At 51.3% G+C, this 23,345-nt stretch carries 18 protein-coding genes; 16 read left to right on the top strand and 2 right to left on the bottom strand.

Annotated features, from left to right (window positions below; genetic code table 11):
- The first annotated feature begins 249 nt into the window (after window positions 1-249).
- The 5 genes from K1558_RS26955 to K1558_RS26935 all read left to right on the top strand — a co-directional run bounded on the left by K1558_RS26955 (window position 250) and on the right by K1558_RS26935 (window position 5,633).
- Window positions 250-1,335 carry a BMP family lipoprotein gene (locus K1558_RS26955; protein ID WP_238655062.1) on the top strand — a complete coding sequence of 362 codons (1,086 nt, stop codon included), beginning with the start codon at window positions 250-252 and terminating at the stop codon, window positions 1,333-1,335.
- A 169-nt stretch (window positions 1,336-1,504) separates the two neighbouring features.
- A complete protein-coding gene (locus tag K1558_RS26950; RefSeq protein WP_238655061.1) occupies window positions 1,505-3,043 on the top strand; it encodes an ABC transporter ATP-binding protein in 1,539 nt (512 codons plus the stop codon).
- The gene (locus tag K1558_RS26945) at window positions 3,036-4,112 is read left to right on the top strand and encodes an ABC transporter permease (protein WP_238655060.1); all 1,077 of its coding nucleotides are present in this window, start codon (window positions 3,036-3,038) and stop codon (window positions 4,110-4,112) included. Before K1558_RS26950 ends, K1558_RS26945 begins: the two co-directional genes overlap by 8 nt.
- Window positions 4,113-5,069 carry an ABC transporter permease gene (locus tag K1558_RS26940; RefSeq protein WP_238655059.1) on the top strand — a complete coding sequence of 319 codons (957 nt, stop codon included), beginning with the start codon at window positions 4,113-4,115 and terminating at the stop codon, window positions 5,067-5,069.
- A 219-nt stretch (window positions 5,070-5,288) separates the two neighbouring features.
- A complete protein-coding gene (locus K1558_RS26935) occupies window positions 5,289-5,633 on the top strand; it encodes a hypothetical protein (RefSeq protein ID WP_238655058.1) in 345 nt (114 codons plus the stop codon).
- Window positions 5,634-5,655: 22 nt separating this feature from the next.
- Here the strand turns inward: K1558_RS26935 and K1558_RS26930 are convergent, their stop codons facing one another.
- Window positions 5,656-6,102 carry a GNAT family N-acetyltransferase gene (locus tag K1558_RS26930; protein ID WP_238655057.1) on the bottom strand — a complete coding sequence of 149 codons (447 nt, stop codon included), beginning with the start codon at window positions 6,100-6,102 and terminating at the stop codon, window positions 5,656-5,658.
- A 618-nt stretch (window positions 6,103-6,720) separates the two neighbouring features.
- On the opposite strand from K1558_RS26930, the gene ilvB reads away from it, so the two are divergent.
- From ilvB to K1558_RS26905, 5 genes are all read left to right on the top strand, one after another.
- Complete coding sequence (gene ilvB, locus K1558_RS26925) at window positions 6,721-8,472, top strand: biosynthetic-type acetolactate synthase large subunit (RefSeq protein WP_238655056.1); 1,752 nt, start codon at window positions 6,721-6,723, stop codon at window positions 8,470-8,472.
- 5 nt (window positions 8,473-8,477) lie between these two features.
- Complete coding sequence (ilvN, locus tag K1558_RS26920) at window positions 8,478-8,957, top strand: acetolactate synthase small subunit (protein WP_238655055.1); 480 nt, start codon at window positions 8,478-8,480, stop codon at window positions 8,955-8,957.
- A 189-nt stretch (window positions 8,958-9,146) separates the two neighbouring features.
- On the top strand, window positions 9,147-10,139 hold the full coding sequence (gene ilvC / locus K1558_RS26915; protein ID WP_238655054.1) for a ketol-acid reductoisomerase: 993 nt from the start codon (window positions 9,147-9,149) through the stop codon (window positions 10,137-10,139).
- A gap of 109 nt (window positions 10,140-10,248) precedes the next feature.
- Window positions 10,249-11,790, top strand: a complete 1,542-nt coding sequence (locus K1558_RS26910) for a 2-isopropylmalate synthase (RefSeq protein ID WP_238655053.1) — start codon at window positions 10,249-10,251, stop codon at window positions 11,788-11,790.
- 476 nt (window positions 11,791-12,266) lie between these two features.
- On the top strand, window positions 12,267-17,111 hold the full coding sequence (locus K1558_RS26905) for a SpaA isopeptide-forming pilin-related protein (RefSeq protein ID WP_238655052.1): 4,845 nt from the start codon (window positions 12,267-12,269) through the stop codon (window positions 17,109-17,111).
- A gap of 71 nt (window positions 17,112-17,182) precedes the next feature.
- Here K1558_RS26905 and K1558_RS26900 read toward each other — a convergent pair whose 3' ends face one another.
- Entirely contained in the window at window positions 17,183-18,331 is a 1,149-nt protein-coding gene (locus K1558_RS26900) for a response regulator (protein WP_238655051.1), read from the bottom strand.
- A 219-nt stretch (window positions 18,332-18,550) separates the two neighbouring features.
- Between K1558_RS26900 and K1558_RS26895 the strand changes: the two genes are divergently transcribed.
- The 6 genes from K1558_RS26895 to K1558_RS26870 all read left to right on the top strand — a co-directional run bounded on the left by K1558_RS26895 (window position 18,551) and on the right by K1558_RS26870 (window position 23,301).
- A complete protein-coding gene (locus tag K1558_RS26895; protein WP_238655050.1) occupies window positions 18,551-19,093 on the top strand; it encodes an RNA polymerase sigma factor in 543 nt (180 codons plus the stop codon).
- A complete protein-coding gene (locus K1558_RS26890; protein WP_238655049.1) occupies window positions 19,090-19,557 on the top strand; it encodes a zf-HC2 domain-containing protein in 468 nt (155 codons plus the stop codon). Before K1558_RS26895 ends, K1558_RS26890 begins: the two co-directional genes overlap by 4 nt.
- A gap of 68 nt (window positions 19,558-19,625) precedes the next feature.
- Complete coding sequence (locus K1558_RS26885) at window positions 19,626-20,123, top strand: hypothetical protein (protein ID WP_238655048.1); 498 nt, start codon at window positions 19,626-19,628, stop codon at window positions 20,121-20,123.
- Between the two features lie 20 nt (window positions 20,124-20,143).
- Window positions 20,144-21,235, top strand: a complete 1,092-nt coding sequence (locus tag K1558_RS26880) for a DUF4097 family beta strand repeat-containing protein (RefSeq protein WP_238655047.1) — start codon at window positions 20,144-20,146, stop codon at window positions 21,233-21,235.
- Window positions 21,236-21,439: 204 nt separating this feature from the next.
- Window positions 21,440-22,522 carry a 3-isopropylmalate dehydrogenase gene (gene leuB / locus K1558_RS26875; RefSeq protein WP_238655046.1) on the top strand — a complete coding sequence of 361 codons (1,083 nt, stop codon included), beginning with the start codon at window positions 21,440-21,442 and terminating at the stop codon, window positions 22,520-22,522.
- Between the two features lie 239 nt (window positions 22,523-22,761).
- A complete protein-coding gene (locus tag K1558_RS26870; protein WP_238655045.1) occupies window positions 22,762-23,301 on the top strand; it encodes a peroxiredoxin in 540 nt (179 codons plus the stop codon).
- The last annotated feature ends 44 nt before the right edge of the window (window positions 23,302-23,345 follow it).

Genomic DNA, 23,345 nt, shown 5'->3' with positions numbered 1-23,345 from the left:
AGCTGTGCAATAATAATGTTAATGCATTGGCGCCATGAACGTCATTTTGAGCTTTACTAACATAGAACAGACATAGAGATTACGGACTGTGTCATAGTAAGCGATTTCTTGCTGAAAAATGCGAATTATTATTGACCTGAGGTCATTAATAGACTGGATTTTAGCTTTTTTTGCAGGTATAATTTGTACTAATGGTATGTCCAAGCAGAACACAGAAGACATCCAATTCATTAAGGGGGATCACTTTCGATGAAGAAGTTTTACCAACTATCCTTAGTTATGGTTATGGCGTTCACTGTCATTCTGGCAGGCTGCGGTAACAATAACAGCGCGAACTCCGGCTCTAATTCCGGAGCAGCAACTGCGGCACCAACGGATGCAGCGGCAGCAACTGAAGCACCGGCTCCAACTGAGGCGCCTAAGACTGTTAAGCTGGGTCTTGTAACTGACGTGGGCGGCGTTAACGACAAATCCTTCAACCAGTCTTCCTGGGAAGCTCTGCAGGCTATGGAGAAGGATTACGGCGCAGAGATCAAATATCTGCAGAGTAAGTCCAACGCAGACTATGAGCCGAACCTTAACCAGTTCGTTAAGGGCGGTTATGATCTGACTTGGGGAATCGGCTTCGACCTTGGTGATGCCCTGCTGAAGGTTGCCAAAGAGAACCCGGATGCGAAGCTTGCAATCATCGACAGCGTTGTGGATGCTCCTAACGTTGAATCTGTAACTTTTGCTGAGAATGAAGGTTCGTTCCTGGTTGGTGTAGTTGCAGGTCTGACTACTAAGACTAACAAGGTCGGCTTCATCGGCGGTATGGAAAGCCCGGTTATCAAACGTTTCGAAGTTGGCTTCAAAGCCGGTGTAGAAGCGGTTAATCCAAATGCCACAGTAAAAATCACTTATGCAGGCGCATATGACAAGCCAGATACTGGTAAATCTTTGGCGGCTACTCTGTATAATGACGGCAACGACATCATCTTCCCTGCTGCTGGAGCAACAGGCAACGGTGTATTCAATGAAGCGAAATCCCGCAACAAGGCCGGCGGCTCCAAGGTATGGGTTATCGGTGTAGACAAAGACCAATCCCTGGAATTCGGCGACGATGTGACCCTGACTTCCATGATCAAGCGTGTGGATGAAGCGGTTAAGAAAGTATCCCAGCAGGTGATTGACGGAACATTCAAAGGCGGTACTACTACTGTACTTAGTCTGAAGGATAACGGTGTAGGTATTCCTGAGACTTCCAAAGCCAACGTATCCCCTGAGATTCTGGCTAAGGTTGAAGAGTACAGCAAACAGATCGTTGACGGAACCATCAAGGTTCCTTCCGAGTAATTGCCAGCATCACCTTGTTAACACAACAAATTTGCAAGGCCGGTTGAAGTACCGGCCTTGTTCTCTGTACAGCATCGGCTATAATCAATCACAACTGTACCGTCCTGTCTGGGGCGGTACAGCCGTGTCTTAAAGGCAATATTATATATTCTGTGATGAGGGTGATTCCATGAGTGCTGCGGCTCCTGTCGTAGAGTTGAAGCAAATCACAAAACGCTTTCCCGGTATTGTTGCGAACGACTCCATTAGTCTGACGCTGGAAAAAGGGGAGATTCATGCACTGCTCGGTGAGAACGGCGCAGGTAAATCTACCTTGATGAATATCGTATTCGGACTGTACCAGCCCGATGAAGGCAGCATCGAAATCGACGGGAAACCGGTTATTATTGATAACCCCAACAAGGCTATTGAGCTGGGCATTGGTATGGTTCACCAACATTTCAAGCTTGTTGAGCCCTTTACGGTTACGGAGAACATTGTTCTTGGTATGGAACCGAAGAAGGGTCTTAAAATCGACTATAAATCCGCTGCGGAACAGGTTCGTAAGCTATCGGAGCAGTATGGTCTTCAGGTCAATCCGAATGCTAAGATTCACGATATTTCGGTAGGCATGCAGCAACGGGTAGAGATTATGAAAACCCTGTACCGCGGTGCGGATATACTTATATTCGACGAGCCTACCGCTGTGCTTACGCCACAGGAGATTACTGAACTGATGGCGATTATGAAGCGGCTCGTTGCAGAAGGCAAGTCCATTATTCTGATTACCCATAAGCTGAAGGAAATTATGCAGATATCCGACCGGGTGACCATTATCCGGCGCGGGAAGGTCATTGATACCGTGAAGACCTCCGAGACCAATCCGAATGAGCTGGCTGAGAAAATGGTCGGGCGCGGGGTCACCTTCAAGGTGGACAAGCAGACGGCTCATATCGGCGACAGTATACTGAAGCTGTCGAATGTAAACAGCAAGAGCAAGGACGGTGTAGCTGTTCTGAACGGCCTGAGCTTTGAAGTGAAGGCCGGCGAGATTCTCGGGATTGCCGGCGTAGACGGTAACGGCCAGAGTGAGCTGATCCAGGCCATTACCGGCCTGCGCAAGATTGATTCCGGATCAATCACAGTCTCCGGCAAGGAGATTGCCAATCTGTCCCCGCGTAAGGTGTCGGAAATGAATGTCTCCCACATCCCGGAGGACCGTCATAAGCATGGACTGGTGCTGGATTTCACAGTCAGTGAGAACATGGTGCTGGAAACCTATTATAAGAGCCCATATAATCAGAACGGATTCCTGAACAAAGAGGTTATTGACCGTCACGCTGAAGATCTTGTAAGGCAGTTCGATGTGCGCACACCTTCGATTGAGAACAAAGCGCGCTCCTTATCCGGCGGTAATCAACAGAAAGCGATTATTGCGCGGGAAATAGACAAAAATCCGACGCTTCTGATTGCCGCACAGCCTACCCGTGGTCTGGATGTCGGTGCGATTGAGTTCGTCCAGAAGCAGCTGATTGCCCAGCGTGACCAGGGCAAAGCGGTATTGCTGATTTCTTTTGAGCTGGACGAGACTATGAATGTATCCGACCGGATTGCCGTTATCTATGAAGGGCAGATTGTCGGAGAGGTATTCCCGCAGGATACGAATGACCAGGAGCTGGGTCTGATGATGGCGGGCAGTCTGAAGCGTGGGGGTCATGCAGATGTCTAAGTTCAAAAAAATATTTGCGACAGACAGCTATATTGTCCCGCTTGTAGCGATTCTGATGGGTTTCATTGTCGGCGCGGTTGTAATGCTGATCGGCGGATACGATCCAATTGCCGCATATTCTGCGCTGTTCAAGCGCGTATTCGGCAGTCCGTATGATTTCGGCGAGGCTATACGTGAGATGACGCCGCTGATGCTGACAGGTCTGGCCGTGGCTTTTGCCTTCCGTTCAGGGATGTTCAATATCGGTGCGGACGGGCAGGTCTTGATTGGCATGACGGCAGCCTCTGTTGTCGGCATTAAGCTTGGCGGGACTTTGCCCTCCTTCCTGTTAGTTCCGCTTGCGGTCATAGCTGCCGGAGTATGCGGAGGCCTATGGGCCGGGATTGCCGGCTTCCTGAAGGCTAAGCGCGGCATCAATGAAGTTATTACAACCATCATGCTGAACTGGATTGCCTTATTCCTGTCGAATTATATCGTCCGGACATTCCTGCTGCTGCAGGGGCAGAACCGTTCTGAGGACAATCCGGCCTCACTGTCGATGACCTTCCTGTTCTCCACCTTCGATAATGCCCGCCTGCACTGGGGGACTGTTATTGCACTGGCGGCAGCCACCTTCTTCTATGTGTATCTGTGGAAGACCAAGCAGGGGTACGAGATGCGCGCTGTCGGCCTCAACCCGAATGCTGCGGAATATGCAGGGATGAACGTCGGGCGTAATGTAGTCAAGGCTATGTTCATCAGCGGTGTATTCGCCGGCTTGGCAGGCGCGGGTGAAGTACTGGGTGTATTCCATTATCAATCGGTCTTTGCTGCGTCACCTGGCTACGGGTTTGACGGCATTGCCGTGGCGCTGCTCGGGCTGACCCATCCGCTGGGTGTTATTCTGGCGGCAATTCTGTACGGCACGTTGACATACGGATCTGCCGGAATGAGCTTCGGGGCGGATGTTCCTCCTGAACTGATCCGCATCGTTATCGGTTCGATCATATTCTTCATTGCTGCGCAAGGCATTGTACGCTGGGTGCTCAAACCGTTCTACTTCAAGCGCAAGAAAGAGAAGGTGTTATAGATGGATTTTGTAATCCTAGGCCAATTGCTCAATACGACGCTTGTTTTCTCGACAGCGCTGATCTTCGCCTCCCTTGGCGGCATCTTCTCTGAACGCTCCGGTGTGGTCAATATCGGACTGGAAGGCTTGATGATGTTTGGTGCATTTGCAGCAGCGGTAGGCGGATATTATGCCCAGGAAGCAGGCATGGGCGCATGGGCTCCTTGGGTTGGAGTGCTTAGCGCTATGGCCGTAGGCGTGATCGGCTCTCTGATTCATGCGGTTGCTTCCATTACCTTCAAGGCAGACCAGACGATCAGCGGTACGGTAATCAACTTTCTGGCTGCGGGCAGTACGCTGTATATGGTGAAGCTGATTTTTGAAGGCTCCGGCGAGACTCCGCTGATTGATGGCTTCAACAAGGTGGCTGTTCCCGGATTGTCCAAGATTCCGGTGATTGGAGAAGGGATTTTCAATTCCTACCCGACCACCTACCTGGCGATTATCTTAGTCATTGTTATTTATTTCGTCCTGTTCAAAACCCCGTTCGGGCTCCGTCTGCGCGCTGTCGGTGAGCATCCGAGTGCTGCTGACACCCTTGGGGTCAATGTCAACAGAATGAGATATGTCGGCGTTATGCTGAGCGGACTTCTGGCCGGTATCGGCGGAGCGACCATTACTCTGACGACAACCGGTACCTTTGCCCACAACACTATCTCCGGGCAAGGCTTCATTGCCATTGCCGCAATGATCTTCGGGAAGTGGAATCCGCTGGGCGCCTTCGGGGCAGCGGTCTTCTTCGGCTTTTCCCAGGCGATCCGCAACTATGTACAGCTGTTTGAATGGTCCAAGAACATCCCGCAAGAATTCATCTTCATGATTCCTTATGTGCTGACGATCATCGTACTGGTGAGTGCTGTCGGACGCTCCTCGGCGCCGAAGGCTCTGGGCGAGCCGTACGACCCAAGCAAACGCTAGAAGTACAGTGCGGACAATCTAAGCATGAATTTAAGCGCATTTCCGGTTACTCCGGGAATGCGCTTTTTTAGTCACCATCGAAGCTACAACCCCACATCGAGGGGATTTTGGAGATTGCTGCTTCTGGCGATACATTACCCGCAGGTGCCGGGCAGATGTACAGGCAAATACCGGGTGAGGCGAATAGACTGTTGAAGAAACTTAAGGAGGAGGGATATCATGGTACAGCCGGTTACAAAAAAACAGGTAACAAAGCTGATCGGTAAACATATAGTAGCGGTCAAAAAAGACGGCAGCAAGGTAACGGGGAAATTGGTCCGCATCGCGGGCAACCGGTTAATCCTGCAGCGCATCAGTGGTAAAAAAGTACAAACCAAGGCGCTGATTCCGCTGGTATTATTCGATTTGCTGGCTATTGGTACGGCCCCTTACGCCTACGGCGGAGGCTACGGTTACGGCGGCGTTCCCTACGGGGGCGGTTATGGTTACGGGTATGGTCCCGGCCCTTATGGCGGATACGGTCCCCGTCCGGGTTACGGCGTTCCGCCCATCGGATTCTTCTAAGCAGTAGTATGGGCTAGAGATGTCAACGGAATTGCTTCTCCAGCTCATAGCAATAATTTTGCGGTTGATAACGGGCTACGCTGTAGCCCAGTTTCTCATAAAAAGCAAGGGCGGCGGTATTCCCGGTATCCACGGAGACCTTCGCTCTGTGGCATGCGCGGGATAGTGCAAACCGTTCCGCCCGGTCCATCAGCATATTCCCGTAACGTTTACGCCTGGCAGCCGGCGCAATGGCAAGCATATCAATGTAGAGCAGGTCTCCGTGCAGCATGAAGTGCACGAATCCCAGCGGATCGCTTTCGTAGTCGGGACAAGCAACCAGGGTAACCCCCTGTCCCAGGCGGCGGGGCAGATCCTTCCTGACCTGATTAATAATGGCCGGCGGGAGATGGGACAGCGGGACAAGCTGCTTCTCAATCAAGTCGTAAATTACGGCGTCATCCTGCCGGGGTCTCCGGTAACGAATCATATCAAATGCCCCTTTCCACGCATTGTCGTACATCATATGCCTGGCGGAGTGTGGGCGTTCCGGCAAGAATAGACGAATGTTTTGTGAAGATTTTAAGGTTTATCCCGCAGATGGGTATTGACTAACCGTGTGAGGAATCATATAATGTGTCTAAACATTTAACGAACATACATGTATCGGCAATGATGAGGACGAAGTTTTAAGGGCTCTTTTGCTCAGAGAGTGAGAGGAATTGCTGCAACCTCCACCAGAATCCCTTATATACGAGCTCACCTCGGAGCTGTTTCCCTGAAAGGTCTGCCAGCAGGAGCGGTGGAATTATTAGGGGGAATCGTCTGGTCCGCGTTAGGGACTTCAGGTTACGAAGATTTGGGCCCTGCCTACATCGATGGATTTTTGTATCCTGATAAGGCGTAACATCGTGAGATGTTATGCAAACATGGGTGGTACCACGGAAGCTAAACCTTTCGTCCCTCACGCGCTTCTTCTGCGCGTGGGAGGCGGAAGGTTTTTTTGTTGCAATGCGGAAGGATTAGGCTGTGTTCGCTAATATTAATGGTTGGTATGACGTTCTGTCATTAGGATAATGCATGTGAATGATTGAAGGGAGGAATACTGATGAGCGCGCAATTACCTGAACAGGTGCGGTCGATAGAGCAGTTACGTGAGAAGTGGAAGAAACCCGAGGTGATTTCAGGGTCCGAGGTCCTGCTGCGCAGTCTGGTGCTGGAAGGGGTAGACACCGTATTCGGCTATCCGGGCGGAGCGGTACTCTATATCTATGATGCGTTATATGGATTCGATGACTTCCAGCACATTCTGACACGCCATGAGCAGGGAGCGATCCATGCGGCGGACGGATATGCCAGAGCAAGCGGCAAGGTAGGCGTATGTATCGCCACTTCAGGTCCGGGAGCAACCAATCTGGTGACAGGAATCGCTACAGCTTTTATGGATTCTGTTCCGCTTGTAGTGATCACCGGCAACGTATTCTCCAGCCTGATTGGTACAGATGCTTTTCAGGAAGCGGATATTACCGGCATTACGATGCCGATCACGAAGCACAGCTATCTGGTACGGGATGTTGAAGAGCTTCCGCGCATTATCCATGAAGCCTTCCATATTGCTAATACAGGACGTAAGGGTCCGGTACTGATCGATATTCCGAAGGATGTATCGGCTGCAATGACGCTGTTCACGCCAGCCCAGGAGCAGGGGGTTAACCTCCGGGGCTACAACCCGCGTACCGTTCCCAACAAGCTGCAGCTGGATAAGCTGGTGAAGGCCATCGCTGCTGCGGAGCGCCCGATTATTATTGCAGGCGGCGGAGTGATCTACTCCGGAGCACATGAGGCGATGTATGAATTCGTGAAGCGTACAGAGATTCCGATCACCACTACACTGCTGGGTCTGGGCTGTTATCCGAGTGCGGAAGAGCTGTGGATGGGGATGCCGGGAATGCATGGAACATACACCGCGAATAATGCGATCCAGCAATGCGATCTGCTGATTAATATCGGTGCCCGGTTCGATGACCGTGTAACCGGCAAGCTGAACGGCTTCGCGCCGCAGGCGAAGATCGTGCATATCGACATCGACCCCGCCGAGATCGGGAAGAATGTAGCGACGGACATTCCGATTGTCGGCGATGTTAAGACCGTGCTGGAAATGCTCATCCCGGATGTGAAGCGTGCGGCGCAGGCGGATGCCTGGAGAACACAGATTGCGCAGTGGAAGCTGGAGTATCCGCTTCGTTACAAGGATTCAGACACCGAACTGAAGCCGCAGTGGGTTATTCAGATGATCAATGATACAACAAAGGGTGAAGCGATTGTCACTACTGACGTAGGCCAGCATCAGATGTGGGCAGCCCAGTATTACAAGTTCAATCATCCGCGTTCCTGGATCACTTCGGGAGGGCTCGGCACGATGGGCTTCGGCTTTCCTTCAGCGATCGGAGCACAGATGGCTCATCCGCAGCGGCTGGTTGTATCTATTAACGGAGACGGCGGCATGCAGATGTGTTCCCAGGAGCTGGCAATCTGTGCGATTCATAACATACCGGTTAAGATTGTAGTCATCAACAATCAGGTGCTCGGAATGGTACGCCAGTGGCAGAACCTGATCTATGAGAAGCGCTACAGCTACACCGATCTGGCCGGAAGCCCGGATTTCGTGAAGCTGGCTGAGGCTTACGGGGTTAAAGGACTGCGGGCTACGAACAAAGAGGAAGCCGGTGCTGCCTGGAAAGAAGCCATGGAAACCCCTGGACCCGTCCTGGTAGAGTTCGTTGTTCCCAAAGACGAGAATGTCTACCCGATGGTTACTCAAGGCTCGACCATTGATCAAATGCTGATGGGGGATGAATAGCAGTGATGAAACATACGATTGCTGTGCTCGTGAATGACCAGCCGGGCGTGCTGCAGCGGGTATCCGGATTATTCGGCCGCCGGGGCTTCAATATTGAGAGTATTACAGTGGGACAATCCGAAGAAGCCGGCTTGTCCCGGATGGTAATTGTTACCTTGGGAGACCAGCATACCCTGGAGCAGATTGAGAAGCAGCTCTACAAGCTGATTGATGTCATTAAGGTGGTTGACCTGGGCTCCAGGCCGATGGTTGCCCGGGAGCTGGCACTGATCAAGGTGAAGGCAGAGCCGTCCGAGCGGCCGGAGATCATGGGCGTTGTTGAGACCTTCCGGGCCTCGGTCGTAGATATCGGCTCGACCAGCCTGCTGGTGCAGGTGGTTGGCGAGACGACGAAGATTGATGCTATGATTGAGCTGCTGAAGCCTTATGGCATTAAGGAGCTGTCACGGACCGGAGTTACGGCAATGATCCGCGGGAATGCCTGATCGTCACCTTTTACAGCTTTAACGGATTGCTGCTTGCTTGCATTAATTCATTGAGATTAAGATAGAACTTACCCGCCGGAAGAGCGGGGGCTTGAGGAGCACCCTATTATATAGTAAGACTAATAAGAAGTGTGTTCTTGAAGCACCCGCTCTTTACGATGGGTCCCAAATTAAAGGAGGATTTTGACAATGGCAGTTACAACGTACTATGAACAGGATGCAGAGCTCAGCGTATTGAAGGGAAAGACAATTGCAGTAATCGGGTACGGCAGCCAGGGACATGCCCAGGCACAGAACCTGCGCGACAGCGGTCTTCAGGTGGTTATCGGTCTGCGTGAGGGCAAATCGTTCGAGACGGCGAAGAATGACGGGTTCGAAGTCTTGTCCGTAGCAGAAGCGGTATCCCGTGCAGATGTTGTTCAGATCCTCATGCCGGATGAGACACAGGCTGCAGTATATAAGAATGATATCGAACCGAACCTCAAGAACGGTGCTGCGCTGATGTTCTCCCACGGCTTCAACGTACATTTCGGACAAATCGTCGCTCCTAAGGATGCTGACGTGCTGCTGGTAGCTCCTAAATCCCCGGGACACATGGTACGCCGTACTTATGTTGAAGGGTTCGGCGTTCCCGGCCTGATCGCTATTGAACAGGATGCAACCGGCAATGCCAAGGCTATCGGTCTGGCGTATGCCAAAGGGATCGGCTGCACCCGTGCGGGAGTCATCGAAACCTCCTTCCGGGAAGAGACTGAAACGGATCTGTTCGGTGAACAGGCTGTCCTCTGCGGCGGTGTGTCCGAACTGATCAAGGCTGGCTTCGAGACATTGACTGAAGCCGGATATGCTCCTGAGATGGCTTACTTCGAGTGTCTGCATGAGCTCAAGCTGATCGTTGACATGGTATATGAAGGCGGATTGTCCAGCATGCGCGATTCCATCAGTAACACTGCGGAATACGGTGACTATGTAACTGGACCACGCATCATTACTGCTGAGACCAAGAAAGCAATGAAAGAAGTACTGTCCGATATTCAGCAAGGTAAATTCGCCCGCGACTTTATCCTTGAGAATCAATCCGGCCGTGCCTTCCTGACCGCTACCCGCCGCAACGAAGCCGCTCATCCGGTAGAAGTAGTCGGCAGCCAGCTGCGTGAAATGATGCACTGGATTAAGAAATAGGGTCATATACTTAAGACGAATACGAATCTTAATGGAATTCTCAACTGCGGCCGTAATTTTGCGAGCCGCAGTTGAGGGTTTTATGGACAATCTTCAGGAGGTGCTCAACTTGCGGAAAATCTATGTGTTCGATACGACACTGCGTGACGGGGAGCAGTCGCCGGGTGTGAATCTGAATACGCGTGAGAAGGTAGAAATCGCCTACCAGCTGGAGAAGCTGGGGATTGACCGGATGGAAGCAGGCTTTCCGGCAGCCTCCCCGGGAGATTTGGCTTCTGTGAATGCAGTGGCCAGAGCGGTCAAGAATGTTACGCTGATTGGCCTCTCCCGCTCCAGGGAGAGCGATATTGATGCCGTCCGGGAAGCGCTGCAAGGGGCACAGGACCCGTGCATTCACATCTTCCTGGCAACCTCGCCGATCCACCGCCAGCATAAGCTGCGCATGGACCGCTCCCAGGTACTGGAGACCGCACAATCGGCGATCCGCTATGCCAAGAAGTATTTCCCGAAGCTGGAATTCTCTCTGGAGGATGCCGGACGGACAGAGCGTGACTTCATGGCGGAGGTCGTGGCGATGGCAATCCGTGAAGGGGCGAATGTTGTGAATATTCCCGATACCGTAGGTTACTTGAACCCGGCGGAATATGGCGCGATCTTCAAGTTCCTGAAGGATACGGTGCCGGATATTGAGAAGGTACAGCTTAGCGCCCATTGCCACAATGATCTGGGCATGGCCACAGCCAATACCCTGGCAGCCATCCAGAACGGGGCGGATCAGATTGAAGGCACGATCAACGGTATCGGGGAACGTGCAGGCAATACTGCGATTGAAGAGGTAGCTCTGGCGCTGGAGACCCGTAGTGAATATTTCGGCGCTAAGACCTCGCTGGTGCTGTCCGAGATCTCCCGGACCAGCCGTCTGGTCAGCAAGCTGACAGGAATGGTCGTGCCGGGGAACAAGGCGATTGTGGGAGCCAATGCATTTGCCCATGAATCCGGGATTCACCAGGACGGTATGCTGAAGGAGAAGACCACCTACGAGATTATGACCCCTGAGACCATCGGCCTCAAGGAGAGCAAGCTGGTGCTCGGCAAGCATTCCGGCCGTCATGCCTTCCGTGACAAGCTGAGCGATCTGGGCTATAACCTCTCTGAGGAAGAGCTGAACGGGGCATTCGCCAAGTTCAAGGAACTGGCCGATAAGAAGAAGGAAGTCTCGGATGAGGATATCCTGGCTCTCCTGGAAGAGAAGCTGATTGATACGCCGGAGACCTTCCGCCTGCAGACGATCTATGTAACCTACGGCAATGAAGCAACGCCAACCGCCAAAGTCATTATTCACGGACAGGACCCGCAGCCGATTGTGGTGGAAGCCGAGGGCAATGGATCGGTAGACGCGATTTATAACGCGATTGATCAGGCGACCGGCGAAGAAGTCACGCTGGGCGATTATTCGATCAAGGCTGTCAGCCGGGGTAAGGATGCCCAGGGCGAGGTGCATGTTGTGTTGTCCCAGGGTGAAGTAGCAGCCCAGGGCCGCGGACTCAGCACCGACATTCTGGAGGCGAGCGCCAGAGCCTATCTCGATGCGCTGAACAAGCTGATTGAGAAGCGCAAGACCTACACCAAGCGGGAGCATGTTAACCTGTAAACGTTCAAACGAACAGAAATGAAGCTTCACCGGACGAATTTATTCTCCGGGGACAGCTTCTTTTTTTTGTTCGCAATTCTGTTGAAATTTATTTCCTCAGCCATAAAATTTGTGGGTGAAATCCACATGTTCACTTCTTGAAACCGGGTTTCCCCTCAAAAGTTTGAACAACATAAGGCAAAACAACGAAAAACCTTTCGTACCTCTCGTGTGGAATCCTCACTTTTACCATTTGAAACACTCTTTTTGTCGCAAAAGATAATTTATTATTAATGATAGCTATGATCTAAATCATAATTTGTTCAGAAAATGTTCATTAGCAGAAAGTAGAGTTACAGAAGTACAGCTTAAGGAGATTCTGAAGGCTCACATACATAATTAACGACAGGGGGACGATCGGGGAAGAAGGGAAGAAAGAGGACACTCCATGCAGCTCGGATTCATCATTTTATTAAAGAGAGAGAGGTTACTGTTATATGAAGAGAAAGACAATAGGCGCTTGGCTCGTTGTGGTCATGCTGATTACGCAATTTGCCAACGGCTTCGGCTTCATGACTAAGGTTAATGCAGATTCAATAAACTCAAACATTATTACAAGCGTCACTATGGCTGTATATGAGAACGGCACACAGGTCACCGACAGTGTATATAAGCTTGATTCAGAGGTTAAAGTAGGGCTCACCTTCAAGCTTCCGGTAACGGACCCTGAGACGGGGGCACACGGGGTAAAGGGCGGGGATACATTCGAGTATCAGTTGCCATCCCAGTTGGCCATTGATCAAAGCTACACGGGAGCGCTGGTCTACAGCGGCGTAGATTCGGGAAGTATCGGAACCTACAAGGTTGGTACAGATAACAAAGTGGTGCTTACATTCAATAGTGAAATTGAAGGTTTATTTGATGTAGGCGGTACTTTCAATGTGACATCCAAACTTAGCTCCACCAAAGTCACGGGAACTACTACTCAGGAGCTTTTATTCCCGATTGCCGGGAACCAGGCCAATACAATTGTAATCAAAGTCCATCCTAAGGGCGGCACCAGTATCGTCAAGGATGGTATTCCGCAGCCGCAAAAATACAACCCGTCCAGCATCCTCTGGACCGTTGATGTGAACACTGTGCAGGATGAGGTGTACAAAGCGGTGGTAACGGACTCCATTCCGGCAGGCTTGGAGCTTGACCCAAGTACAATTGAGGTCTACAAGCTTGCGGTAGATGTCCAAGGGAATACTACACAGCAAGGGAAGATTGGTTCCGACCAATATGATGCCTCAGGCAGCACTGTAAACAACTTGAACCTGAAATTCTACAATACCATTACAGATGCGTACCGGGTGACATTCTCGACCAAGATTACAAATACATCGGCTAAAAATTTCACCAATACCGCTACGCTTACGGGTGAAGGAATCGATAAGAGTTCTTCCAAGACGGTTGATATTGTGCGTGGACTTCCGCTTGAGAAGGTTGCCGGAGAGTTCAATGAGAGTGATGAGACCATTCCTTGGGAAATCCGGTTCAACTATAATGAACAAACCATTACATCCGCTAATGCGGTATTAGTGGATTATTTTAACGACTCTCAGGAACTGGTTAAGAGCTCATTTGTCGTATATAAAATTCAATTGGATCAGGATGGGAAGGAAGTAGGAAGCGGTACTCCTGTCGCTGAGGGAGCGGGAGGCGATTATACTCTAAGCTCGCCTTTGACTGACCAAACGGGTAAGACCGGGTTCAAATTGCAATTTAATAAGGATATTAATTCAGCTTACAAAATTGTCTATAAAACAAAGGTTAAAGACCGGGTATATGGATATACGGAAACGATCCGCAATGATGTGACCTACAACGGTGAGACCAAAGGGGCTACACGGGATATTAACCAGCGCATCGTGAATAAAACGTACTCAAATGTGGATTATTTGAACAAGACGGTGAAATGGACAATCGAGGTAAATAAAGATTCTAAACTGATGAAGAGTCTGGTACTGACGGACACTTTTGATAATGCCGGGTTGAAAATAATAAGTCCAATCACGATTAGTTCTACACCAGCCATCAATAGCACAGATTATACGATTACAACTAAAGGAACGGATTACGGAAAAAATGATGGATTCGTCATCGAATTCTCCCAGCCTGTCGATAAGCCGTTTACGGTGACGTATACGACCAGTTTCGACTATTACAAATTGATTAGTGCAACCAACTTCAAGAACACTGCAAAGCTCGATTGGAAGGATGCTAATGGCAAGGATCACACCATCAGTGGTTCAGCAACCTTCACTCCGCGGTCTGAAGTCAAAAACAACGGTAAGAAGACAGGTTCATATGATGTAAAGACCAAACAGCTTAGCTGGACTGTATACGCCAACTATAACAAGCGGGATCTGGCAGCAGGGGCCACGCTGGTGGATACAATTCCCGCAGGCCAGAAGGCGACTAGTGTAACTGCAGTAGTGTACAAATTTGATTATTCAGCGAATGGAGACCCTGTTAAAGGTGCTGTGATAGACGCTTCGAAATATGAACTGAACGTCACAGACAAACAACTTACAGTGAAGTTCAAAGAGCAGGTCGATTATGCCTTCCAGGTGGTCTTCAGCACGGAATTCATTGGCGGGGATGTCAACAAAGGTTCTGTCAAAAATACTGCCACTTTATATGACAAGGACAACAAAGCAGTTTCAGAACCCTTGGAAGCAACAGTAACGATTCCTAAGGGCGGAGAGTATGTCGCCAAAGGCTTTACCCAAGATAACAGTGATCAGACCCTCCTGAACTGGAAAGTGGTCATCAATGCCAACCAGTCGGTTGTTAAAAATGTGAAACTGGTAGATAATCCTAGCACGAATCAGGTGCTGCTGCCGGGCAGCTTCCATCTCTTTGAAACGACTGTTGATCAGAATGGGAATGCAGGTAGCCCAGGGGATGAATTGAAGAAGGATGTTGATTACACCCTGACCTTCAAAACCGGCACAGATGGTAAAGAAAGCTTCGAGCTTGTCTTCCTGAACCCGAACCCGATCAGCAAGCCATACATTCTGGCTTATCAGACTGTTGTGACTGAAGCCGGAAATGTACAGGTGAAAAACGCTATCTCGTTTAGCGGTGACGGTGTAGAGCAGATTACAAAACCTGTTACCTCTGAGAAGACTATTAACATTGTAGACACATCCGGTACAGGTAGTGGTGTGAAAGGATCGCTGACTGTAACTAAGACCAACCAGGCCGGCGATGAAAAGCTTGCAGGTGCTGAGTTCTCACTCTCCCGGGTGGTTGGAACTGAACTGAAAGAGACTCAGAAACAGACCTCTTCTGTAGAAAACGGAACCTTGACTTTTACAAATCTCAAGGCTGGTAAATACGTACTAAAAGAAACCAAAGCTCCGGCAGGCTACTCGCTGGATAGCACTGAGCATAAAGTAACGATTAATTCGTCTACACCTGTGCTGCTTACCGTCAAGAATGATTTCTTCGGTTCGCTTAAGCTGACCAAGGTAGATGTGAATGATTCCACCAAGAAGCTGGAAGGCGCAGTATTTGAACTGTTCGACTCCAAGAACGCACTGGTGGGAACGAAAACAACCGATGAGAAGGGTGAACTGGAGTTCACTAAGCTTAAGGGCGGGGAATATACCCTGAAAGAGAAAACTGCCCCTACCGGTTACGTTCTGGATACTAAAGTCATTAATGTGACCATTGATCCATCACAACAGAAAACTGTTACGGTGAAGAATACACTGATTCCTGCCGAAGTCTTCGGTTCACTCAAGATCACGAAGGTTGCGCAGGAGGATGCTAACAAGAAGCTGAAGGATGCCGAATTCGGACTGTATGATTCCGCCAAGAAGCTTGTGGACAGCGGTAAAACAGACGCTAACGGCGTATTGGAATTCAAATCACTGAAGCTCGGAACGTACACCCTGAAGGAGCTTGCCGCTCCGGCTGGTTATGTGCTGGATGAGACAGAGCGTGTGATAACCATTGACTCGGGCGTACAAAAGGTATTGACCCCAATCACGAACAAGCTGATTCCTGCTGAAGTGTTCGGCTCGCTCAAGGTAACCAAGGTTGCTGGGGAGGACGCTAACAAGAAGCTGAAAGACGCAGAGTTCGGACTCTATGATTCCGCTAAGAAGCTTGTGGCAAGCGGTAAAACAGACGCTAACGGCGTATTGGAATTCAAATCACTGAAGCTCGGAACGTACACCCTGAAGGAGCTTGCCGCTCCGGCTGGTTATGTGCTGGATGAGACAGAGCATACGGTAACGATCGACTCAGCCGTACAGAAGGTATTGGAACCAATCAAGAACACCCTGATTCCGGTTGAGATTCTCGGCTCGCTCAAAGTGACTAAGGTTGCTGGGGAGGATGCTAACAAGAAGCTGGAAGGCGCAGAATTCGGACTGTATGATCCTGCCAAGAAGCTTATTGCAAGCGGCAAAACCGATGCAAATGGTGAACTGGTATTCACATCCCTGAAGCTGGGGAATTATATTCTGAAGGAAATTACAGCTCCGGAAGGTTATGTTCTGAGCACAACAGAGCATCCTGTAACGATTGATTCCGGTGTGCAAAAGGTGCTGTCGCCGATTACTAACCAAAAAGTAACCACACCGCCGACAGAATCGACACCGACACCAACGCCGGTGACACCAACAGCAACACCGACGCCAGTCACAGAACCAACATCAACACCAGTACCAACATCACCGCCGGTGTACTACACACCGACACCTGAACCATCAAGCATTCCTGGCGTTATCGGTACACCAACGCCGACACCATCAGTAACGCCAGCACCAACGGGCACTCCGGCTGCTTCCAGTACGCCTGGAGCCAGCGCAACACCTGGGGTGACGCCAGCAGCAACACCGGCACAACCTGGAACGGTTAGCACTCCAACTCCGCAGGCCACGCAGGTGACCACGATTGAGGAAGTGCCAGTTGAGGGTGAAATTCCGCTTGGAGGTATTCCTAGCATCGGCGAAGAGCCGTCACATGGTACCGTAACGATTACACCGGACGGCAAGTGGACGTACACCCCTGATCCGGGCTATACCGGCAAGGATAAGTTCACGATTGTTGTAACGGATGAGGACGGCAATGAGGAAGAGATCACGATTGAGGTTGGCGTCGATGAAGTGCCTAAGGGTACAGTTACTGAACCAACTGACAAAGGCAACAATAGTGGTCTTCCCGGCAAGCTGCCGCAGACCGGGGAAGAGAGCCCTCTCCCGATCTATCTGAGCGGCGGCGGATTAATCATTCTTGGAGCTATTCTGGCCAGAAGATTCAATGCCCGCAAGAAGATGTAAGAATCTAGCCACAAGCAAAGACACCCGCAGATGAGTGCGGGTGTCTTTGCTGTGATCCGGGAACTTTGAATTTACAAACTTCTAAGATTCTGATGCTTCCATTCATTGAACCAGCGCTTAATGTTGGCTGGGGGCTCTACATTAAGCTCCCGGCGCAGAAGATCAGTCAGGATATAATACTGGTCTTCGACGGCAGAGCGTTCGCCAATGCTGTCATAGACCTTCATCAGCCCGAGATGCCCCTGTTCAAAAAAGGGCTGGAGCTGCACCACACGCTGGTAGACCGTCAACGCTTCCGGTATCCTTCCGCTGCTGATATAGAATTCAGCGATGCCCATGGCATGATGCAGCCAGATGGTCCGCAGCCGCTGCCGTTCCCCTTCAGCCCATAAGTAATCGTAATCGCTCAGATAATCACCGGAATAGAATTCGAACAGCCGCTGATGCTCCTCGTAATTGTCCGCATTAATGGCGTCCAGGGTAAGGATGCCCTTCTCCCATTCGTAGCTGTCCACCAGCACGCTGCCGGTCTCCAGCGTATAGCCTTCGCCGCCGCTGACATTGCTGATCTGCAGGCCAAGCTCGGCCTGCTTCAGGGATTGCCGAACCTGGTAGATCGTTGTATAAAGATGAGTAGAGGCCTTCTTCTCATTGAAATCAGGCCATAGCAGATCCGTTAAAGTATCCTTGCTGACGAAACGGTTGCGGTTATGGAACAGATAAGCGAATAGCTCCTGCGCTTTGGAGGTCCGCCAGCGGATGCCGGGGAGCGTCTGGCCGCTGCGCTCAAACCGCAAGGACTGGAAGCTGCGGATCATAACCGCATCCAGCGGCTTCTCAGCGGCCTGCTGCGCCTGGCTCACCCGTTCCTCCAGCCGTTGTACGGTCATCAGCAGACGGCTGCGCTGTACAGGCTTCAGGATGTAATCAAGCGCATAGAGCTCGAACGCCTCGACGGCGTAGTGGTTATAAGCAGTCACAAATACAATGCTGGCCTGCGGGCATAATTTCAGCATTGCTTCTGCGGCTTGAATCCCGTTCATTTCAGGCATATCAATATCCAGGAATATCACATCAGGGCTCAGCTGCGGAGCAGCACGTACGGCTTCGGTTGGATCAGTATAGGCAGCAATTACCTGTATAGTAGTCAGTTCTTCCAGCATCATTTGCAGCTTCAGCAGAGCAAGCCGTTCATCATCTACCAGCAAGGCCTGAATCATCTCTATCTCACCACTTCATTAAGGAATGTTATTATGCCAAAGGTTGTTAAGGGGTATGTTAACATCATTCGACGGGTGCGGCGGTTTTCCTCCCTTAGAGCTGAATCAGTGCTGATTTATTAGGAAATAAAGTTTTTTTGGACCCGTATGATAATTTCTGCAGGGGAAGGGGGACATCCGTCGTCTAACGTTATGTAACTGGAGGAGGGGAGAATAGACTTGGAAGAGACGGAGTGGATTAATGCTGTGCTGGGCGGGGAGCCGCAGGCCTTCGGGAACCTGGTAACCCGTTATCAAGGCATGGTATACAGTGTATGCATCAAAATTACAGGTGAAGCCGAGTCAGCCAAGGATATGGCCCAGGAAGTCTTCATCAAAGCCTATAAAGCCCTCCCCTCCTTCAGAGGGCAGTCGTCCTTCTCGACCTGGCTGTACCGGATCGCTTACCGAACATGTCTGGACTGGAAACGGGCCAATGACCGGGAATGGCGGCACCGGAGTTCAGCGGACTACACCGAGAACGATTATGTTACCTCACAGACACCTGAGCAGGCAGCGCTTCGCAAGGAAGCCTCCCGGGAGCTGGGTGAGAACCTGAATAGTCTGGCAGAGCCGTACCGGTCGGTTGTGCAGCTGTACTATTTTCAGCGACACTCATATCAGGAGATTGCCGATCAAAAAGGAATTTCAGTCAAAACAGTGGAATCGCAGCTCTATCGGGCCAGACAGATGATGCGCAAAAACGGGGAGGAATGGCGATGAATTGTGCAACAGTGAAAGAATGGATGCCGCATTATATCGATGGACAGCTGTCCCCTGAGGCGCAGCAGATCATGGATCTGCACGTCAGCACCTGCCCCGGCTGCGCGGAATGGCTGGAGGAAGCACGCGGGCTTGCAGCGATGTGGGAAGAGATGGAGGCTGACACGGCGGCTGGACAGGAACCGCTGCTGCCGCCCGGCTTCCCTGACCTGACCGCAGATGTTATGGCCCGGATCGGCCAGCTGGAGAGCGGGCGCAGGGAACGGGCAGTGAAAGCTACTGCGGTAAGACGGCGTTCGGGAGGGCGGACCTCCTGGGTGCATTACGGCGTAGCAGTTGGTCTGACGTTCCTTCTGCTGCAGCTTGGCGTATTTGAGAATCTGGCCTACGGCATCACGGAGATTAACGGACATATGTCTACTTCGGTCAGCTCCTGGTTCAGCCCGCGGAGCAGCACCCCATAGATCAGCAGCAGTTTCTTCGGCAGCTTATGCGGTTCCACAGTTCCACAATACAATTGGGAGGGTAACACATGATTAAGAAAAGACGCTGGCTCACCTTTCTGCTGGCTATGATTCCGGGACTGGGACATATGTATCTGGGCTTTAAAAAAATGGGCCTGGAGTATATGATTGGAGCATCACTATGTATTATATTTATACCATCCTTGCCTGCAGTATTTCCGTTTGCCCTGGCAGCCCTCTGGTTCTACCAGTTGTTCGATGCGCTCCAGAAGGCAGCCTGGATGAAGATTACCGCTGCCGAGCATGAACGGATGATGTTCCATCCGGACAGCTTCGGGGCCCCGTGGACGATGGGAATCACGCCGCCCCCGATGTATCCGCATGATGATGTGAACCCGGTATGGGTCGGAATCAGCTGTGTGGTAGCGGGAATTCTGCTACTGCTGATTACCGCATTTCCAGCTCTCTGGGATCTGCTTAACGATATGAATATCGGAGCCATTCTGCTGTCGCTTGCCTTGATCGGGTATGGATTCAGAATGCTGAAGAACAATTCCAAAGTCTAACGAAATGGGGAAATGAACACATGGGGAGATGGAAGGTCGGCAGCTTCACTGCCGCAATAGGCTGTATAGTTGTGGGGGTGCTCGTGGTACTTGCCCAGTATAATCTGATTACTTATGATGCGCTGGGCTACATCTGGCCTGCACTGCTAATCCTGTTCGGCCTGGAGATGCTGCTCAGGCTCTTCATCAAGTCCGATGCCAAGAGCAAGGTGAGCGGCTGGGCCATAGTACTGATTATCGTGCTGATCGCAGCGAGCGGGGCACAGACTGTACTGGCCGGCGGGTCGCTGAGCAGTATTCTGGGCAACCGGATGCTTGTCCCTGTCAGCGGGAAGGTTGAAGTGCAGCAGGACATCAAGAAGGTAAGGATCGATCTGCCCCAAGGTAAGGTTAAGCTCGAAGGGGTGCAGGGAAGCACACTGGAGTATGAAGGGAAGCTGGAGCTGCCAGGCAATACGGACAGCGAGGGAGCCAGTGCCCTGGAGCGCAGATGGAAAGTCACCACGGAAGGCGATACACTCGTTATGGAGCTGGAGGGTGAAGGCAACTGGCTGTCTAATATCCAGTTCGGCTTCAATTCCAACTCGCCGTACCTGAATGTCAGTATCCCGCAGAAGCTGGCGGCTCAAGTGGTGACCAGCGACGGTTCGATTGAAGCCGGAGGTCTGGCAGGAGGGATGGATGTGCGTACCAGCAATGGAACGATGGATCTCCATGACATCTCTGGAGGCGTAAAGGCCCGCACCAGCAACGGCACAGTGAATGTACAGAATGTTCAGGGTGAGGTCGATGTGGTCAGCTCAAACGGGGCGATCACCCTCGGGAATATCGACGGAGCCCTGACGGCCAAGAGCAGCAACGGTAAGGTCACTGCCAAGTCTGCAATCACAGGCGACTGGGAGCTGAAATCGAGCAATGGTAAGATTGACCTGGAAGTACCGGTTGCAACGGATGCCAAGATTAAGGCGGATACCAGCTCAGGCTCGCTGAAGGGCAATGTGGCCTGGGACGGCAATGATGACAATCACGGGACAGCTGTACTTGGCAAAGGGACCCATGAGGTGAATTTATCCACCAGCAATGGTTCTATAACAGTAGAGACCGCTCAATAATGTACACAGAAAGGGTATCCTAGCCTTCAGCAGGCTTATGGGATACCCTCTTTTTTTGGAATCTGGAGGCACGAATGGACACTTATAGGCTATATCTATGGACGTGATAGAATCTATATCTTTGTCCTTTGCCCCAGGTTATGTTACAACAATATACAGAAGAACTATGTCTGCGTGCAGCAGGACTACTAAGGAGTGACAGGGATGAGCGAGGTCAAAAAAATCGCCGTAATTGCCGGGGACGGAATCGGACCCGAAGTTGTGGCTGAAGCGGAAAAGGTATTGAAAAGAACGGAAGAGATATTCGGCTATACATTCGAGACAGAGCATGCCTTGTTCGGCGGAATTGCCATTGACGAACGGGGAACGCCGCTCCCTGAGGATACACTGGGAATCTGCCGCAGTGCCGATGCGGTATTACTGGGAGCGGTCGGCGGACCGAAATGGGACAATAACCCGAAGGAGCTGCGTCCGGAAACCGGACTCCTGGGCATCCGTAAGGCACTGGGGCTATTCTCGAATCTGCGCCCGGCTGTGGTCTTCGACTGTCTGAAGGATGCATCTACACTGAAGCCGGAGGTTCTGGAAGGTACAGACCTGATGGTTGTACGCGAGCTGACCGGCGGCATCTACTTCGGGGACAAGCTGCGCCGTCAGGGCGAGCATGGAGAAGAAGCGGTAGATACCTGCGTATACAATGTTACAGAGGTAGAGCGGATTGTCCGCCAGGCGTTCGAGATCGCCGGCAAGCGCCGCGGCAAGCTGGCCAGCGTCGACAAAGCGAATGTGCTGGAGACCTCCCGCCTGTGGCGTGAAGTTGTCAACCGCATTGCTCCGGAATACCCGCAGGTGGAGCTTGAGCATGTCCTGGTGGATAACTGTGCTATGCAGCTGCTGCGCCGCCCTGCCAGCTTCGATGTCATCGTAACTGAGAATATGTTCGGTGATATCCTCAGCGATGAAGCAGCGATGCTGACAGGCTCCATCGGAATGCTGGCTTCGGCTTCGCTGGGAGAGGGCAGCTACGGCCTCTATGAGCCGGTCCACGGCTCTGCCCCTGACATTGCCGGACAAGGGCTGGCGAACCCGATTGCCACGATCCTGTCGCTGGCGCTGATGCTGCGTATGACCTTCGGCTACGAGGATGCAGCCGCTGCCATTGAGGCCGCTGTGGCTGAGGTGCTGGATTCCGGTCACCGGACCAGCGACATCGCTGTAGACAAAAGCCAGGCCATCAGCACTACGCAGATGGGTGACCTCATTGTAGCGGCAATCCGCCGGGCCTAGTCACTACCACATTGTTCCTCCTTTGAAGCAGACGCAAGAAAAACTTCACAAAATATTGCTTATTTATAATTATTATAAAAAAGTAATGAATGTAATATTGACTTTGATTTTGGACGATGATAACATTTGTTCTGTACCAGCAAGAAGGGTACCATCCATCAAAATCAAGAAAAGCATATTACACCCCGCAGTGTTCGGGGAGTTGTTTTTCTTACATAATTCAAAGGAGGATTTAAGCAATGGCAGAACGTTTGGTAGGTAAACCCGCCCCTGACTTCACTATGGAGACAGTAACAGGCGACGGTAAGGATTTCGGTAAGGTTAGCTTGTCCGACTATCGCGGTAAATGGCTTGTATTCTTCTTTTATCCGCTTGACTTCACCTTTGTATGCCCAACTGAGATTACAGCCCTGAGCGATGCTGCGGCTGAATTCGCAGAACTCGATACCGAAATTCTCGGCGTGAGCGTTGACTCGATCCACAGCCACAAGGCTTGGCTCAACACACCGAAGGATATGAACGGTCTTGGCCCGGTGAACTTCCCGCTGGCGTCTGACATCACGAAGAAGGTAGCCAGTGATTACGGCGTCCTGATCGAAGAGGAAGGCATAGCTCTCCGCGGCTTGTTCATCATTGATCCTGAAGGCGAACTGAAATATCAGGTCGTCAACCACAACGATGTCGGCCGTAGCGTAGAAGAGACGCTGCGCGTGCTGCAGGCTCTCCAATCCGGCGGGCTGTGCGCTATGAACTGGAAGCCGGGCGACAAGAACCTGTAAGCTTTCCGGCCCCATAAGCTGCGATCCTTGATATTGTAAGAGAA

It is taken from the genome of Paenibacillus piscarius (assembly GCF_022234545.1).
GTDB lineage: Bacteria > Bacillota > Bacilli > Paenibacillales > Paenibacillaceae > Paenibacillus_AQ > Paenibacillus_AQ piscarius.
The sequence above is the reverse complement of the archived record's forward strand: the minus strand, read 5'-3'. Positions and strand labels throughout refer to the sequence as shown.